The 17178-nt window shown below is 53.6% G+C and carries 14 protein-coding genes; 5 read left to right on the forward strand and 9 right to left on the reverse strand.

From position 1 onward, the window contains the following. Positions 1-126 precede the first annotated feature (126 nt). Positions 127-453 (reverse strand): trp operon repressor, encoded by a 327-nt coding sequence (trpR, locus tag H9644_RS01130; protein ID WP_191772771.1) that lies wholly within the window; start codon positions 451-453, stop codon positions 127-129. Positions 454-542: 89 nt separating this feature from the next. Beyond that, positions 543-2480 (reverse strand): murein transglycosylase, encoded by a 1938-nt coding sequence (sltY, locus tag H9644_RS01135; RefSeq protein WP_064530384.1) that lies wholly within the window; start codon positions 2478-2480, stop codon positions 543-545. 335 nt (positions 2481-2815) lie between these two features. On the opposite strand from sltY, the gene ettA reads away from it, so the two are divergent. Then, a complete protein-coding gene (gene ettA, locus H9644_RS01140) occupies positions 2816-4483 on the forward strand; it encodes an energy-dependent translational throttle protein EttA (protein ID WP_064530385.1) in 1668 nt (555 codons plus the stop codon). A 234-nt stretch (positions 4484-4717) separates the two neighbouring features. Here ettA and nadR read toward each other — a convergent pair whose 3' ends face one another. Genes nadR through serB form a run of 3 tightly spaced genes read right to left on the reverse strand, consistent with a single transcriptional unit; the run spans position 4718 to position 8370 of the window. Further along, positions 4718-5950 (reverse strand): multifunctional transcriptional regulator/nicotinamide-nucleotide adenylyltransferase/ribosylnicotinamide kinase NadR, encoded by a 1233-nt coding sequence (gene nadR / locus H9644_RS01145; RefSeq protein WP_064530386.1) that lies wholly within the window; start codon positions 5948-5950, stop codon positions 4718-4720. Positions 5951-5970: 20 nt separating this feature from the next. Then, on the reverse strand, positions 5971-7353 hold the full coding sequence (radA, locus tag H9644_RS01150; RefSeq protein WP_001029699.1) for a DNA repair protein RadA: 1383 nt from the start codon (positions 7351-7353) through the stop codon (positions 5971-5973). 48 nt (positions 7354-7401) lie between these two features. Then, positions 7402-8370: a phosphoserine phosphatase gene (serB, locus tag H9644_RS01155; protein ID WP_191772773.1), complete on the reverse strand. Its 969-nt coding sequence runs from the start codon at positions 8368-8370 to the stop codon at positions 7402-7404. A 105-nt stretch (positions 8371-8475) separates the two neighbouring features. Between serB and H9644_RS01160 the strand changes: the two genes are divergently transcribed. After that, entirely contained in the window at positions 8476-9120 is a 645-nt protein-coding gene (locus tag H9644_RS01160) for a YtjB family periplasmic protein (protein WP_064530388.1), read from the forward strand. 27 nt (positions 9121-9147) lie between these two features. Beyond that, a complete protein-coding gene (gene lplA / locus H9644_RS01165) occupies positions 9148-10164 on the forward strand; it encodes a lipoate--protein ligase LplA (RefSeq protein WP_191772775.1) in 1017 nt (338 codons plus the stop codon). Between the two features lie 76 nt (positions 10165-10240). On the opposite strand, the gene deoD is transcribed toward lplA, so the two are convergent. From deoD to deoC, 4 genes are all read right to left on the reverse strand, one after another. Continuing rightward, entirely contained in the window at positions 10241-10960 is a 720-nt protein-coding gene (gene deoD / locus H9644_RS01170; protein WP_000224878.1) for a purine-nucleoside phosphorylase, read from the reverse strand. Between the two features lie 56 nt (positions 10961-11016). Then, positions 11017-12240 (reverse strand): phosphopentomutase, encoded by a 1224-nt coding sequence (deoB, locus tag H9644_RS01175; protein ID WP_000816471.1) that lies wholly within the window; start codon positions 12238-12240, stop codon positions 11017-11019. 51 nt (positions 12241-12291) lie between these two features. Then, a complete protein-coding gene (gene deoA, locus H9644_RS01180) occupies positions 12292-13614 on the reverse strand; it encodes a thymidine phosphorylase (protein ID WP_064530391.1) in 1323 nt (440 codons plus the stop codon). Positions 13615-13739: 125 nt separating this feature from the next. Then, positions 13740-14519, reverse strand: a complete 780-nt coding sequence (gene deoC / locus H9644_RS01185) for a deoxyribose-phosphate aldolase (protein WP_001298497.1) — start codon at positions 14517-14519, stop codon at positions 13740-13742. 257 nt (positions 14520-14776) lie between these two features. Between deoC and H9644_RS01190 the strand changes: the two genes are divergently transcribed. Both H9644_RS01190 and H9644_RS01195 read left to right on the forward strand, forming a co-directional pair. Further along, positions 14777-16327, forward strand: a complete 1551-nt coding sequence (locus tag H9644_RS01190) for a YjjI family glycine radical enzyme (RefSeq protein ID WP_191772778.1) — start codon at positions 14777-14779, stop codon at positions 16325-16327. Next, positions 16299-17162 carry a YjjW family glycine radical enzyme activase gene (locus tag H9644_RS01195; RefSeq protein WP_064530394.1) on the forward strand — a complete coding sequence of 288 codons (864 nt, stop codon included), beginning with the start codon at positions 16299-16301 and terminating at the stop codon, positions 17160-17162. Before H9644_RS01190 ends, H9644_RS01195 begins: the two co-directional genes overlap by 29 nt. Positions 17163-17178 lie beyond the last annotated feature (16 nt).

Consider the following 17178-nt stretch of genomic DNA (forward strand, 5'->3'; position numbering starts at 1 on the left):
ATCAGGCCTACATTACTCATTGAAATTGCTGACATTTGTAGGACGGATAAGGCGTTCACGCCGCATCCGGCGAGACGGTGCTCAATGCCTGATGCGACGCTAACGCGTCTTATCAGGCCTACAAAATCAATCGCTTTTCAGCAGAACGTCTTCCAGCCACTGACGCAGCTCAACGGGCGCGGCTTTCAAACTGTTAGAGCCACGCGTAATGGTCGCGATGCCCGCGCCGAGTTCATTTTTTAACTCGCGCTGGCTCATTTCACCGCGCAGCAACTCTTCGACGATACGCACGCGAGTCCCCAATGCTTCGCGCTCATCCGACGTCAGCATCAGATTTAACAACGGTAAATGGAGATCGTTTTCGTAGGCATTCTTAAGCAGGTCGACAAAACGTAACCACTCCTGGTGACGCTGTTCTGCCATCGCTGCTGAATAGGGTGATTGTTGGGCCATAGTGTGTCGCCATTGTTAGCGGGGGAAGCCTGATGCCTCCCCCGGTTGTACTCGCTAAAGAGTACGATAGCATACCATAAAGGTTCAAATCAGTAACGACGTCCCCATTCCGTAGCGCTCAAAAGCGTGGGTTTATCGCCCATGAAATAGCGATAGTACGCGTCATAAGCCAGCACATTTTTCACATAACCGCGCGTCTCGGAGAACGGAATACTCTCGACAAACGCCACCGCGTCGATACGCCCGGCGCTGTTGCCAAGCCATGTGCGCACCCGCCCTGGACCTGCGTTATAAGCTGCCGAGGAGAAAATGCGGTTATTGCCAAATTGCTGATAAACATATTGCAGATAACTGGTGCCGATATTGATGTTCGTTTCCGGATCCAGCAATTGCCCTGGGCTGCTATAACCAGGGATAGAGAACATCTTCACCGTTTGAGTCGCCGTACCGGGCATAATCTGCATCAGGCCGCTGGCCCCTACCGGTGATTTCACTTTCGGATTCCAGGCGCTCTCCTGACGGGCGATAGCCATTGCATAGCTTTGCGGGATATCTTTGCCGTTGGTGTAACGTTCAAAGAGATCGTTGTAGGCCAGTGGGAATCGTTCTTCCAGATGATCCCACAATTTCCCGGCGATCGTCGCCTGAACACTAAGATCCCACCAGTGATTGTTAAAGGCATAGCGCGCCAGTTGTGCCTGCTCTGTTTTTGACTTGCTCTTCACCAGATTGGCCCACTCGCTACGCGCGGTGTTATCCATATTCCAGTACATCAACTCGCGCACGCGCGCCATCTCAGGCCCCTGAGTCAGGGCGCTGTCAACGTTCTGCGGCGCTTTATCAATCTTTAGTTGATACTCTTCGCCAATACGTTGCGCAGCGACCATCGGGTAGAATCCACGCTGTCCCATGAGTTGATGCAAAATCTCTTTTGCTTCAGCCTCACGCCCGCGCTCCAGCAGTAAATCCGCCTGCCAGTAGCGCCATTCATCTTTTTCTTTCGCCTCTATTGGCAGACGCGCCAGCCAGGTATTCAGACCTCGGCGATCGCCAGTGCCAAGCGCCATCCGCACGCGACGTTCAATTAACGAAGTGGATTGCGAACGCATAATCGCTTCATCACGCCATTTCGCCTGTTCGTCGGTAATATCGTTGCCCATCAGACGCCAGGCGACGATATCGCGCAGCTCCTGAATCTGATCTTCATTAAGCTGCTGCGCCTGGGCAAGCGAAGGGATCATCAGTCGTGCGTTTTCAGCATCCTGACGCGCCACGCTTGCAAATGCCACCGCCGCCATCTGGCGGGTAAAATCGGTCGCGCCGGTCGAACGCGCGAAGGTCAGCACAGTATTAGGATCATTTGCCAGCGAAATGATTGCCGAAGCAATAGTCTGGTAATCGGCAGGCATTTGCCCTGCCAGCACCGTCACCAGCCCGGTATTGCCTGCTTTCATCGCAAGACGAATACGCTCTAAATAAGCCTGGGGTTCTTGTTTGCCGGACGCACGCCAGACGCTAAATAACTTGTCACAAGCGTTAGGCTGGCTCTTTCCGGTTAGCCACAGCTCTTTCGCCCCCTGCCAGGCTTCTTCGCTCTGCCCGGTGTTCCATTTCGCATAGTAGTAATTACACTGGGCTTCGGTTGTGCCTGGTTTTTCCGGGCTAAAGGCCAGCAGACCGCGCCAGTCTTCACGTCGCGCCAGTTCATTAACGAAACGCGATTGCAGCGTGCGAGCAGGAGGAAGCGTGGGGTTAGCACGAACAAAGTTAGTCACTGTCACCGCCGGTTGATTCATCAGATCATCGGTTATCTGGCGATATTCCAGGTAGGGGTATAACGGATAATCCTTCAGGGATGGCATCATTTGTTCGACCACATCCATTTGTCGATTATCCCAGGCCTGCTTGATTTGCGCGTAGCGGCTACGCTGCTCATCCAGTGAGTCGGCTCGCGCCACGCTGCTGACCGTCAGCAGACAGACACCGGCAGCCAACAGCCGCCAGGTAACTTGTTTGGCTTTTTCCACAAGCGCATCCTCTAAGTGTAAATACATCAATGCAGCGTCATGCCGCGTAATAGATTTATGCTAACCAGTCATTGCTGTTTGCGCCACGTTATGGACACTTTTTTACTTTTATACTCTAAATAATTCGAGTTGCAGGAAGGCGATAAGTGAGTGAGTCCCCAGGAGCTTACAGAAGTAAGTGACTGGGGTGAGCGAGCGTAAGCGCAGCACATGCAACTTGAAGTATGGCGAGTATACTGCGAAGGTGATCGACCAACTGGGATTAGGCGGGGAAAAAGGCTACACTTCGCCTTTGAAAACTCATCATCACGATAAACATAGAGGCGAAGTCCAACGTGGCTCAATTCGTTTATACCATGCATCGTGTCGGCAAAGTTGTTCCGCCGAAACGTCATATTTTGAAAAACATCTCTCTGAGTTTCTTCCCTGGGGCAAAAATCGGCGTCCTGGGTCTGAACGGCGCGGGTAAGTCTACCCTGCTGCGCATTATGGCGGGCATCGATAAAGACATCGAAGGTGAAGCGCGTCCGCAACCGGATATCAAAATCGGCTATCTGCCGCAGGAACCGCAGCTCAATCCGGAACACACCGTACGTGAGTCCATTGAAGAAGCCGTTTCTGAAGTGGTTAACGCCCTGAAACGTCTGGATGAAGTGTACGCGCTGTATGCCGATCCAGATGCAGATTTCGACAAACTGGCTGCTGAACAGGGCCGTCTGGAAGAGATCATTCAGGCTCACGACGGTCATAACCTGAACGTACAACTGGAGCGTGCAGCGGATGCGCTGCGTCTGCCGGACTGGGACGCGAAAATCGCTAACCTCTCCGGTGGTGAGCGTCGTCGCGTGGCATTGTGCCGTCTGCTGCTGGAAAAACCAGACATGCTGCTGCTCGACGAACCGACCAACCACCTGGATGCAGAATCCGTGGCGTGGCTGGAACGCTTCCTGCACGACTTCGAGGGCACCGTAGTGGCGATTACCCACGACCGTTACTTCCTCGATAACGTCGCGGGCTGGATCCTCGAACTTGACCGCGGTGAAGGTATTCCGTGGGAAGGCAACTACTCCTCCTGGCTGGAGCAGAAAGATCAGCGTCTGGCGCAAGAAGCTTCACAAGAAGCGGCGCGTCGTAAGTCGATTGAGAAAGAGCTGGAGTGGGTACGTCAGGGTACTAAAGGCCGTCAGTCGAAAGGTAAAGCGCGTCTGGCACGCTTTGAAGAGCTGAACAATACCGAATACCAGAAACGTAACGAAACCAACGAACTGTTTATTCCACCTGGACCGCGTCTGGGCGACAAAGTATTGGAAGTCAGCAACCTGCGTAAATCCTATGGCGATCGTCTGCTGATTGACTCCCTGAGCTTCTCGATCCCGAAAGGGGCGATCGTCGGGATCATCGGCCCGAACGGCGCGGGTAAATCGACGCTGTTCCGTATGATTTCCGGTCAGGAACAGCCGGACAGCGGCACCATCACTTTAGGTGAAACGGTGAAACTGGCGTCGGTTGATCAGTTCCGTGACTCAATGGATAACAGCAAAACCGTTTGGGAAGAAGTTTCCGGCGGGCTGGATATCATGAAGATCGGTAACACCGAGATGCCAAGCCGCGCCTACGTTGGCCGCTTTAACTTTAAAGGGGTTGATCAGGGTAAACGTGTTGGAGAACTCTCCGGTGGTGAGCGTGGTCGTCTGCATCTGGCGAAGCTGCTGCAGGTTGGCGGCAACATGCTGCTGCTCGACGAACCGACCAACGACCTGGATATCGAAACCCTGCGCGCGCTGGAAAACGCCCTGTTGGAGTTCCCGGGCTGCGCGATGGTTATCTCGCACGACCGTTGGTTCCTCGACCGTATCGCCACGCACATTCTGGATTACCAGGATGAAGGTAAAGTTGAGTTCTTCGAAGGTAACTTTACCGAGTACGAAGAGTACAAGAAACGCACGCTGGGCGCAGATGCGCTGGAGCCGAAGCGTATCAAGTACAAGCGTATTGCGAAGTAATGCGTAAAATGCCGGATGCGGCATAAACGCCTTATCCGGCCTACAAAACCAGCGATTTCAATACGTTGCGAAACTGTAGGCCTGATAAGACGCGTCAGCGTCGCATCAGGCATTGAGCACCGGATGCCGGATGCGGCGTAAACGCCTTATCCGGCCTACAAAACCAGCGATTCCAATACGTTGCGAAACTGTAGGCCTGATAAGACGCGTCAGCATCGCATCAGGCATTGGTTCTTATCCCTGCTCCCCCATCATCTCCCGCACCAGCTCTACGCAGCGCAGGAAACGGCTGTCGTAATCGCCCTCTTCAACCCGCACGAATTCGATATTGTTCTGTTCCAGCATCTCTATCAGCAGGTTCTGAAACTCTTTGCGATCCACCGAGCTGCCGAGGCTGCGTAGACCATCCGCCACCCACGGGGTATTGTTTTCCAGCAGGATCACCAGATCAAAGCGATATTCATCGATCAATGCCTGCACAAAAGGATGCTCACGCCCTTCGTACTTTTTACAGAACGCCTGAGTTGTCACGAAATCGGTGTCGATAAACGCCACTTTATTGGCATATTTCACCGCAAAATCAATATATTGCGCGTGTCCCAGCGCAATTTTATCGTAGTCGGAATACTGTAACGCAATCTCATCGCCGCCGAGATGCGAAAAGACATAATCGCGACCAAACTCCCACGCACTGGTGGTGTTGAAGATATTGGCGAGTTTGTTTACCAGGGTGGATTTACCGCTAGATTCACCACCGAGGATCGCCACGGTACGCACAAAGAACGGCTTCACTTCGGTAGGAATATATTCCCAGTAGCGGAACGGATTTTCGCGGATCTGCGCGCCGCTAATACTCATAAAAGTGCGTTTCGGATCGACAAGCACCGTTTCGATCCCCAGATGTTCCATATACTGCGGCGCGTCGGCTTCCTCCGAGGTGTAGATCAGATCCGGCTGAATGCCTTTTTCGGCCATAAACTTTTTGATGCCGTTGCTCCACACATCCCAGCCGTGCGGATACGGCTCCATGCCCTCTTCGTTAAAGGCATGAATGCGAATATTTTTCTGATATTTAAAGGTTTGCAATAACCAGCGCAGACGATCCGGCACCGTTGGCTGCTGCGACATGGCGCTGTCTTCGAACAACGCGCGGTCACGGGTATCATCAAAACCCATAATGATATGCAGTTCGTCAACCTGGCTACAGGCGCGCTGGATAAGGTAGATATGTCCGGTATGCAGCGGGTAAAACTTACCGAATACGACACCGATGGTTTTCTTTTGCCGGGGAAACTCAAGCCCCAAAAAACGGTGCAATGCCTCCAGCTTTTGCGCGCTGGGGCTTTTAATTTTGGCATTCAGTAACTGGCTTAAATACCCTTTGGTCATACCGCTGGCATCAGCCACCTGCTGTAACGTGCAGCCCTGTTGCTTGATGGCAGTTTTCAGGTAATCAAATGACGACATATCTCCCTCCGTATCTCTCATTATAAGTCGTCGAACACGCTAAGTGCGTCGGAGAGTTTTTTAACGCCAAAAATCTGCATCCCTTCCGGCACTTTTTTCGGTACGTTAGCCGCCGGAACAATTGCCCGCCGGAAACCGTGTTTCGCCGCTTCTGAGATTCGTTCCTGACCACTGGGCACCGGGCGGATCTCCCCTGCCAGCCCGACTTCACCAAACACCACCAGATCCTGTGGCAGCGGTCTGTCGCGCAGGCTGGAAACCATCGCCAGTAGTAACGCTAAATCGGCGCTGGTTTCGGTCACCTTAACGCCGCCGACCACGTTCACAAACACATCCTGATCGGCCATTTGCAGACCGCCGTGACGGTGCAGCACTGCCAGCAGGATTGCCAGACGGTTTTGTTCCAGCCCGACGGCCACGCGGCGTGGATTTGCCATCATCGAGTGATCGACCAGCGCCTGAATCTCCACCAGCAGTGGGCGCGTTCCTTCCCATACCACCATCACTGAACTACCGGAAGTCACTTCGTCGCCGCGACTTAAGAAGATCGCCGAAGGGTTGCTGACTTCACGCAGCCCCTGTTCGGTCATCGCAAATACGCCCAGTTCATTCACCGCGCCAAAGCGGTTTTTATGGCTGCGCAAGGTGCGAAAACGGGAGTCGGCATCGCCGTCCAAAAGCACCGAACAGTCGATACAGTGTTCCAGCACTTTAGGGCCAGCCAGTGAACCATCTTTAGTTACATGACCCACCATGACAATCGCCACGCCGCGCGTCTTGGCAAAGCGCGTCAGATAAGCCGCCGTTTCACGCACCTGCGCCACGCTGCCAGGCGATGACTGAACATCCGCCATATGCATCACCTGGATGGAGTCGATTACCATCAGCTTCGGTTGCTCTTCTTCGGCAATCAGGCAGATCTGTTCGATGCTGGTTTCCGACAGCATATTTAGATTGTCAGTCGGCAGGCCAAGGCGATGAGCACGCATCGCCACCTGTTGTAGCGACTCTTCGCCGGTGACATACAGCGTTTTCATCTGCTGCGCCAGTTTGCACAACGTTTGCAGTAGCAGCGTGGATTTACCCGCACCTGGGTTACCGCCAATCAGAATGGCGCTTCCTGGTACCACCCCGCCGCCTAATACGCGGTCGAACTCTTTAAATCCAGTGGAAAAACGCGGCAGTTCTTCAAGGCTGATATCGGAGAGTTTCTGGACTTTCGCCACTCCCGCGCTACCGGCATAGCCACTGAGACGCTCGTTACGCGCCACCGTTGGCGACGCAGCAAGACGCACCTCGGTGATGGTGTTCCAGGCATGACAGGCGCTGCACTGCCCCTGCCAGCGCGGATAATCGGCCCCGCATTCATTACAAACAAAGGCGCGTTTTGGAGCTTTTGCCACGGTGTACCTCGTTAATGCTGTGCCGCCCGCAGGATGGCGGGCGCGCAATTACTTCTGATTCAGGCTGCCGGAGAGGATGCAGAATACCCCCATAAGGTCAGCGTGACGGATGGTGACATCCGTCTTTTCATTCACTTTGGGCTTGGCATGGTAGGCAATCCCCAGCCCCGCAGCTTTGATCATCGGCAGGTCATTGGCGCCATCGCCAATCGCCACGGTTTGCGCCAGCGGGATATCATACTCCTGCGCCAGCCGGAGCAGGGTGTTAGCTTTGTACTGCGCGTCTACAATGTCGCCGATCACATTGCCAGTAAATTTACCGTCCATAATCTCCAGTTCATTGGCTACCACGGCGGTTAATCGCAGCTTGTCACGCAGGTATTCGGCAAAGAAGGTAAAGCCGCCGGAGGCAATCGCCACTTTCCAGCCCAACGTTTCCAGCTTCAGCACTAGTTGCGTCAAGCCCGGCATCAGCGGGAGATTTTCACGCACCTGTAGCAAAATGTTCGCGTCAGCGCCTTTCAGCGTCGCCACGCGGCTACGCAGGCTGGCAGTGAAATCAAGCTCCCCGCGCATTGCCCGTTCGGTCACTTCCGCCACCATCTCGCCCGTTCCGGCCAGTTTGGCAATTTCATCAATACATTCAATCTGGATGGCGGTGGAGTCCATGTCCATCACCAGCAGCCCTGGTGTACGCAGGTGCGGTATTTTCCCCAGCGGCGCGACATCCAGTTGTGCTTCATGCGCCAGGCGCGTTGCCCGCGCGGTGAGCGAACCAGCCAGACGAATCACCTGATAATCTTCCACGCACCAGGCGGCAACAATCACCATTGCCGCGCCCAGTTTGCTTTGGTACTGGGTCAGACGTTGTTTATCCAGCCCACGACCATACAGCAGCCAGCCGCTACGACCTGCGTGGTAATCCAGTGGCATCACTTCATCACCACTTAAAGAAAGAGGCAGACCAGGCCATAAAGAGACATCTTCAGGCAGGTCGCACCAGGTAATGTTAGGCATTAAGGCTCCTGTAAAATCGTTCGAAGCAGGGAAAATAACGCATGAGGCTACCTTGTATCCATTGCTTCTGGCAACATTAAGTCTCAAATTTTCGACGGGTGGAATATGGCTCGCACAAAACTAAAATTCCGGCTGCATCGGGCAGTGATTGTCCTGTTCTGTCTCGCTTTGTTGGTCGCTCTAATGCAGGGAGCATCATGGTTTAGTCAAAACCACCAGCGACAGCGTAATCCACAGCTGGAAGAACTGGCCCGTACCCTGGCGCATCAGGTAACCCTGAACGTTGCGCCGCTGATGCGTACCAACTCACCTGATGAAAAACGCATTCAGGCGATCCTCGACCAGTTGACGGACGAAAGTCGCATTCTCGACGCGGGTGTGTATGACGAACAAGGCGATCTTATCGCCCGCGCAGGCGAAAGCGTCGAGGTGCGCGACCGACTGGCGCTCGACGGTAAAAAAGCAGGTGGCTATTTTAACCAGCAGATTGTCGAGCCGATTAAGGGGAAAAATGGACCACTTGGTTATCTGCGCTTGACGCTCGATACCCATACGCTCGCCACCGAAGCCAAACAGGTGGATAACACTACCAACATTTTACGCCTGATGCTGCTGCTCTCGCTGGCAATCGGCGTGGTGCTGACTCGCACACTGTTGCAGGGTAAACGTACCCGCTGGCAGCAATCACCCTTCCTGTTAACTGCCAGCAAACCAGTGCCGGAAGAGGAAGAAAGCGAGAAAAAAGAGTGACCCATTACTACAAGAAAGGAAATTGTTATGTCCACATTACGCCTGCTCATCTCTGACTCTTACGATCCGTGGTTTAATCTGGCAGTGGAGGAATGTATTTTTCGCCAGATGCCCGCCACGCAGCGCGTTCTGTTTCTCTGGCGCAATGCCGACACAGTAGTGATTGGTCGTGCGCAAAACCCGTGGAAAGAGTGTAATACCCGGCGGATGGAAGAAGATAACGTCCGCCTGGCACGGCGCAGTAGCGGCGGTGGCGCGGTGTTCCACGATCTCGGCAATACCTGTTTTACGTTTATGGCTGGCAAGCCGGAGTACGATAAAACCATCTCCACGGCGATTGTGCTTAATGCACTGAATTCACTTGGCGTCACCGCAGAAGCTTCCGGGCGCAACGATCTGGTGGTAAAAACGGCTGAAGGCGACCGCAAAGTCTCTGGCTCGGCCTATCGCGAAACCAAAGATCGCGGTTTCCACCACGGCACTTTGCTGCTAAATGCCGACCTTAGCCGCCTGGCGAACTACCTCAATCCGGATAAAAAGAAACTGGCAGCGAAAGGCATTACTTCGGTACGTTCCCGCGTGACCAACCTGACCGAATTGCTACCGGGAATTACCCATGAGCAGGTTTGCAAGGCCATAACCGAAGCCTTTTTCGTTCATTATGGCGAGCGCGTAGAAGCGGAAATCATCTCCCCGGACAAAACGCCAGACTTGCCAAATTTCACCGAAACCTTTGCCCGTCAGAGTAGCTGGGAATGGAACTTCGGTCAGGCTCCGGCGTTTTCGCATCTTCTGGATGAACGCTTTAGCTGGGGCGGCGTGGAACTGCATTTCGACGTCGAAAAAGGCCATATCACCCGCGCCCAGGTGTTTACCGACAGCCTTAACCCCGCACCACTGGAAGCCCTCGCTGGGAGGCTGCAAGGCTGTCTGTACCGTGCAGATATGCTGCAACAAGAGTGCGAAGCTCTGTTGGTTGACTTCCCTGAACAGGAAAAAGAGCTACGGGAATTATCGGCGTGGATAGCGGGGGCGGTACGGTAGTTAATTGATGAATTAAAAAGCCGGAGCAGTCTCCCGTTCCGGCTTAACACGACAATCGCCTTTCAGCGAAACACAATTACTCTTTATCGCCCAGCAGAACGGATTCCAGCGCGATTTTGATCATGTCGTTGAAGGTGGTCTGACGCTCTTCGGCAGTGGTCTGCTCGTGAGTGCGGATGTGGTCAGACACGGTGCAGATAGCCAGTGCTTTCGCACCAAATTCTGCTGCCACACCGTAGATACCAGCCGCTTCCATTTCCACGCCGAGGATGCCGTATTTTTCCATCACGTCGAACATTTCGCCGTCCGGAGAGTAGAACAGGTCAGCGGAGAACAGGTTACCAACGCGCGCATCAACGCCCAGCGCTTTAGCTGCGTCTACTGCGTTACGCACCATGTCGAAGTCAGCGATAGCTGCGAAGTCATGGTCTTTGAAGCGGATACGGTTAACTTTGGAATCGGTGCAGGCACCCATACCAATCACCACGTCACGCAGTTTTACGTGCGGCAGAACAGCGCCACAGGAACCAACGCGGATGATTTTCTTCACGCCGAAATCGGTGATCAGTTCTTTGGTGTAAATGGAGCAGGACGGGATACCCATACCGTGGCCCATTACAGAAATTTTGCGGCCTTTGTAAGTACCGGTGAAGCCCAGCATACCGCGAACGTTGTTCACTTCACGGGCATCTTCAAGGAAAGTTTCAGCAATATACTTCGCACGCAGCGGGTCGCCTGGCATCAAAACTACGTCAGCGAAATCGCCCATTTCTGCATTAATGTGTGGGGTAGCCATCGTTTTATCCTTTTTGTGACATAACAAAGGCGGAGTCAACGCTCCGCCCAAATCCATCAGAACATGGCTTTGCCATATTCCATATCAGAAGTACCAAAATATTTTGCCAGCGTCTGACCGATATCCGCAAAGGTTTCACGGTGACCCAGTGAACCCGGTTTCACTTTCGGGCCATACACCAGTACCGGAATGTGTTCACGCGTGTGGTCAGTACCAGTCCAGGTTGGATCGCAACCGTGGTCAGCGGTGAGGATCAGGATATCGTCATCGCGCAGCAGAGACATCAGTTCCGGCAGACGGCGGTCGAAAAGCTCCAGACCCGCGGCATAACCTGCAACATCTCGACGGTGGCCCCAGGAGGAGTCGAAGTCAACAAAGTTGGTGAAGACGATGGTGTTATCACCCGCTTCCTTCATCTCTTTAATGGTGGCGTCAAACAGCGCGTCCAGGCCAGTCGCTTTCACTTTTTTGGTGATGCCGCAGTTGGCGTAGATGTCTGCAATTTTACCGACAGAAACCACCTGGCCGTGTTTTTCATCAACCAGTTTTTGCAGCACGGTCGGTGCTGGCGGTTCAACTGCCAGGTCGTGACGATTGCCGGTACGCTGGAAGTTACCGGCTTTGTCGCCGATAAACGGACGAGCGATAACGCGACCGATGTTGTAGCCGCCGTTGGTCAGCTCTTCACGGGCGATTTCGCACAGTTCGTAGAGTTTATCCAGACCAAAGGTTTCTTCGTGGCAGGCAATCTGGAACACGGAGTCAGCGGAGGTATAGAAAATCGGCTTGCCGGTTTTCATGTGCTCTTCGCCCAGTTGATCCAGGATGACCGTACCGGAAGAGTGGCAGTTACCTAGGTAACCCGGCAGGTTAGCGCGTTCAACCAGTTTATCCAGCAGCTCTTGCGGGAAGCTGTTTTCGTGATCGGAGAAGTATCCCCACTCAAACAGAACCGGTACACCGGCGATTTCCCAGTGACCAGACGGGGTATCTTTACCGGATGACATTTCGTGCGCCCATGCGTACGCGCCGATAACTTCAGCGTTGCCGTCCATTCCTGCTGGAATGAAACCGGTAGAACCTTCATGTGCTTTCGCCAGCCCAAGACGGGTCAGATTTGGCAGATTCAGCGGCCCTTTACGACCGTTATCAGCTTCGCCTTTGGCGCAAGCTTCTGCGATATGACCCAGGGTGTCAGCCCCGACGTCACCAAAGCGTTCTGCATCTTCTGTAGCGCCGATGCCGAATGAGTCCAGCACCATAATAAATGCACGTTTCATATGTTCTCCGTACTCAGTGCTTCAAATTTAAATGATCAGATCAGTATACCGTTATTCACTGATACGACGATAGACAGTTGGTGTGCTTTCCGGCGCTTTATCGGCAAGTTTAATTGCCGCTTTCACCGCTTTCGCCGCTTCCTGCCAGCTGTTTTCGTCTTTCGCGTGGATAACCGCCAGCGGGCGCTGACCGTCAACCTGGTCGCCCAGACGCGCCATATCAGTGAAGCCGACGCTGTAATCGATGGTGTCAGATGCCTGACGGCGACCGCCGCCCATTGCCACCACTGCCATCCCCAACGCACGGGTATCCATTTCACTGACAAAACCTTCGGTATCAGCATAGACGGCTTTCGTCAGCATAGCTGTCGGCAGATACTTCGCGTAGTTCTCAACGAAGTCGGTCGGGCCTTTTTGTGCCGCTACCATACGACCAAAGACTTCTGCCGCTTTGCCGTTGTCCAGCACCGCCTGCAGTTTCGCGCGCGCTTCGGCGTCATCTTTCGCCAGTTTACCGGAGATAAGCATCTCCACGCACAGCGCCATCGTGACATCAAACAGACGTGGGTTACGATACTCACCTGTCAGGAACTGCACTGCTTCACGTACTTCAACCGCGTTACCGGCACTGGAGGCCAGCACCTGATTCATGTCGGTGAGCAGCGCAGTGGTGCGCACGCCAGCGCCGTTAGCCACGCCAACAATCGCTTCGGCAAGAGCTTCAGAGAGTTCGTAGGTCGGCATAAACGCGCCGCTACCCACTTTCACGTCCATCACCAGCGCATCCAGACCTTCCGCCAGTTTTTTCGCCAGGATCGAGGCGGTGATCAGTGGGATGGAATCCACTGTCGCGGTAATGTCGCGGGTCGCGTAGAAACGTTTATCCGCCGGAGCCAGTGAGCTGGTCTGGCCGATAATCGCCACGCCAACATCTTTAATAATTTCGCGGAAACGGTTGTCATCCGGGAAGATATCGAAGCCAGGGATGGATTCCAGTTTGTCGAGCGTACCGCCAGTATGACCGAGGCCGCGACCGGAGATCATCGGAATATAACCGCCGCAGGCAGCCACCATCGGCCCTAACATTAGCGACGTCACATCGCCGACGCCGCCGGTGGAGTGTTTATCAACAATCGGGCCATTCAGATGCAGGCTTTTCCAGTCGAGAACGGTTCCTGAATCTCGCATCGCCATGGTCAGCGAGACACGCTCCGGCATTGTCATATCGTGGAAGAAAATGGTCATCGCGAGGGCGGCAATCTGCCCTTCTGAGATAGTGTTGTCGCGAATGCCGTTGATAAAGAAACGAATTTCTTCATCACTCAGCTCATGACCATCGCGTTTTTTACGAATAATTTCTTGTGCGAGAAACAAGGTAACCTCCCGTGGAAAAGAGTATGAGGCGGCTTTTGCCGGATGCGTCTACGCCTTATCAGGCCTACGGGTGATACGTATCGTAGGCCTGATAAGCGCAGCGCATCAGGCGCAAAGCATCTTATTTAGTAGCTGCTGGCGCTCTTACCGTCGCCGTGGCCCAGCGCTTTCAGCAGGCTTGCCAGCAGGCTGGAAGCACCAAAGCGATAGTGACGCGCATCTGCCCAGTCAGCACCGAACAGTTCATCTGCAATCGCGAGATATTTCTGCGCATCTTCTGCAGTACGTACGCCGCCCGCTGGTTTGAAACCAACGGTTTTTTCTACGCCCATATCACGGATGACTTCCATCATGATGCGCGCGCTTTCCGGCGTCGCGTTCACCGCGACTTTACCGGTAGAGGTTTTGATGAAATCAGCCCCTGCTTTGATGGAGATTTCAGACGCTTTGCGAATCAGCGCTTCATCTTTCAGTTCGCCGGTTTCGATGATCACTTTCAGCAGAACGTTCGCTGCCGCGCAAGCCTCTTTACAGGCTTTCACCAGGTCAAAACCAACCTGCTCGTTACCCGCCATCAGCGCACGGTACGGGAACACTACGTCAACTTCATCGGCACCGTAGGCGATTGCCGCACGGGTTTCGGCCAGCGCGATGTCGATGTCGTCGTTACCGTGAGGGAAGTTGGTTACCGTAGCAATACGGATTTCCGGAGTACCCTGCTCTTTCAGCGTTTTGCGAGCAATCGGGATAAAGCGAGGATAGATACAGATAGCGGCGGTATTGCCGACCGGAGTTTTTGCCTGATGACACAGGGCGATCACTTTCTCGTCAGTGTCGTCGTCATTCAGGGTGGTCAGGTCCATCAATTTCAGTGCACGCAGGCTGCTTGCTTTCAGATCAGTCATTTCATTCTCCTGGCTTGTCGCCAATAAAATTCACCTTGCGAGTTTGTTAGTATTCTAACATCGACTCCGCAACACACTTCGATATACATCACAATTAAGAAAATCTACTTACAAATTTGCATTACGGTAATGCGATCTGGTTCAAATAATTCACTTTCAAATGAATGCACCGGTGGTGACAAACGCATCAGGATCAAAGTGAACATCACGAAACTTCTTACAATGGCGCATCACCTTCGGCATAAAAGGAAAAGAAGATGCCCACGTCTAATGAAAGCGCACTGCAACAACGTTGCCAGCAAATTGTGACCAGTCCGGTACTTACCCCGGAGCAGAAACGCCATTTTCTGGCGCTGGAAGCAGAAAACAATCTGCCTTACCCGCAACTACCTGCCGAAGCCCGCCGCGCGCTGGATGAAGGCGTAATCTGCGATATGTTTGAAGGTCATGCGCCGTACAAACCGCGCTATGTCTTACCCGATTACGCCCGTTTTCTGGCGAACGGTTCCGAATGGCTGGAGTTGGAAGGTGCCAAAGATCTTGATGACGCACTCTCTCTGCTAACCATTCTTTATCATCATGTCCCTTCGGTAACATCGATGCCGGTCTACCTGGGGCAACTTGATGCGTTGTTGCAACCGTATGTTAGAATTCTAACACAAGACGAAATTGATATTCGAATAAAACGTTTCTGGCGTTATCTCGACAGAACGCTGCCAGACGCCTTTATGCATGCTAATATCGGCCCGTCGGATTCCCCTGTCACTCGGGCGATATTACGCGCAGATGCAGAGCTGAAGCAGGTTTCGCCGAACCTGACCTTTATCTACGATCCCGAAATTACCCCTGATGCTCTGCTACTGGAAGTGGCAAAAAACATTTGTGAATGTAGCAAACCGCACATCGCCAATGGCCCGGTACATGATAAAATTTTCACAAAAGGGGGCTACGGGATCGTGAGCTGTTACAACTCACTGCCGCTGGCTGGCGGTGGTAGCACGTTGGTACGCCTTAACCTGAAAGCCATTGCCGAGCGCAGTGAGTCGCTGGATGACTTCTTTACGCGCACTCTACCGCACTACTGCCAGCAGCAGATCGCCATCATCGATGCACGGTGTGAATTCCTCTATCAACAATCACACTTCTTTGAGAATAGCTTCCTGGTGAAAGAAGGGTTGATTGATCCTGAACGTTTTGTGCCGATGTTTGGCATGTACGGGCTGGCGGAAGCGGTTAACTTGCTGTGCGAGAAAGAAGGTATCGCCGCGCGCTACGGTAAAGAAGCCGCCGCGAATGAAGTCGGTTATCGCATCAGCGCACAACTGGCGGAGTTTGTCGCCAGTACGCCCGTGAAATATGGCTGGCAAAAACGTGCGATGTTACACGCACAGTCGGGGATCAGTTCCGATATCGGCACTACGCCGGGCGCACGCTTGCCGTATGGCGATGAGCCAGATCCAATCACTCATCTGCAAACTGTCGCCCCGCATCATGCTTATTATTACTCCGGAATCAGCGACATCCTGACGCTCGACGAAACCATCAAGCGCAATCCGCAGGCGCTGGTACAGCTTTGCCTCGGTGCCTTTAAAGCCGGAATGCGTGAATTTACCGCCAACGTCAGCGGTAACGATCTGGTTCGCGTTACCGGTTATATGGTGCGTTTGTCGGATTTAGAAAAATATCGTGCCGAAGGTTCACGTACCAACACTACGTGGCTGGGTGAAGAGGCTGCACGCAACACTCGTATTCTGGAACGCCAACCGCGCGTTATAAGCCATGAACAGCAGATGCGCTTTAGTCAGTAAGATTATCCCCTTCTCCTGCGTTGACGGGCCAGGCAGTCGTCTGGCTCTGTTTTTACAGGGCTGCAATCTGCGCTGCAAAAATTGCCACAATCCGTGGACGATGGGGCGCTGTAATGATTGCGGGGAATGCGTTCCGCAGTGTCCGCATCAGGCGTTGCAGGTTGTTGACGGCAAAGTGGCGTGGAGCGCGGCTGTCTGCGAGCAGTGTGATACCTGCCTGAAGATGTGTCCGCAACATGCCACGCCGATGGCGCAATCCATGAGCGTGGACGAAGTGCTTAGTCATGTCCGCAAAGCTGTGCTGTTTATTGAAGGGATAACGGTAAGCGGTGGCGAAGCCACGACGCAGCTGCCGTTTGTGGTGGCGCTGTTTACTGCCATCAAACATGATCCGCAGCTGCGCCATCTCACCTGTCTGGTGGACAGTAACGGCATGTTGAGCGAAACCGGCTGGGAAAAATTACTCCCGGTGTGCGACGGCGCAATGCTCGATCTCAAAGCATGGGGTAGCACGTGTCATCAGCAATTAACCGGACGCGATAATCAACAGATTAAGCGCAGCATCTGTTTGCTTGCAGAGCGCGGCAAGCTGGCGGAACTGCGTTTGCTGGTGATCCCCGGCCAGGTGGATTATTTGCAACACATTGATGAGCTGGCAGCGTTTATCAAGGAGCTTGGTGATGTTCCGGTTCGCCTGAACGCGTTTCATGCCCACGGCGTGTATGGCGAAGCGCAAAGCTGGGCGAGTGCCACACCAGAAGATGTTGAGCAGGTGGCTAACGCGCTACGGGAGCGCGGGGTGAGCCGGTTAATATTCCCGGCGCTGTATCTGTGACATGCCAGATGCGGCA

This window comes from Escherichia whittamii, assembly GCF_014836715.1.
Taxonomy (GTDB): domain Bacteria; phylum Pseudomonadota; class Gammaproteobacteria; order Enterobacterales; family Enterobacteriaceae; genus Escherichia; species Escherichia whittamii.

What these genes read in the sequence shown, in the direction of transcription:
- trpR (WP_191772771.1), bottom strand. Translation starts at nt 453, where the DNA reads ATGGCCCAACAATCACCCTATTCAGCAGCGATGGCAGAACAGCGTCAC.
- nadR (WP_064530386.1), bottom strand. Translation starts at nt 5,950, where the DNA reads ATGTCGTCATTTGATTACCTGAAAACTGCCATCAAGCAACAGGGCTGC.
- serB (WP_191772773.1), bottom strand. Translation starts at nt 8,370, where the DNA reads ATGCCTAACATTACCTGGTGCGACCTGCCTGAAGATGTCTCTTTATGG.
- H9644_RS01160 (WP_064530388.1), top strand. Translation starts at nt 8,476, where the DNA reads ATGGCTCGCACAAAACTAAAATTCCGGCTGCATCGGGCAGTGATTGTC.
- lplA (WP_191772775.1), top strand. Translation starts at nt 9,148, where the DNA reads ATGTCCACATTACGCCTGCTCATCTCTGACTCTTACGATCCGTGGTTT.
- deoD (WP_000224878.1), bottom strand. Translation starts at nt 10,960, where the DNA reads ATGGCTACCCCACACATTAATGCAGAAATGGGCGATTTCGCTGACGTA.
- deoB (WP_000816471.1), bottom strand. Translation starts at nt 12,240, where the DNA reads ATGAAACGTGCATTTATTATGGTGCTGGACTCATTCGGCATCGGCGCT.
- deoC (WP_001298497.1), bottom strand. Translation starts at nt 14,519, where the DNA reads ATGACTGATCTGAAAGCAAGCAGCCTGCGTGCACTGAAATTGATGGAC.
- H9644_RS01190 (WP_191772778.1), top strand. Translation starts at nt 14,777, where the DNA reads ATGCCCACGTCTAATGAAAGCGCACTGCAACAACGTTGCCAGCAAATT.
- H9644_RS01195 (WP_064530394.1), top strand. Translation starts at nt 16,299, where the DNA reads ATGAACAGCAGATGCGCTTTAGTCAGTAAGATTATCCCCTTCTCCTGC.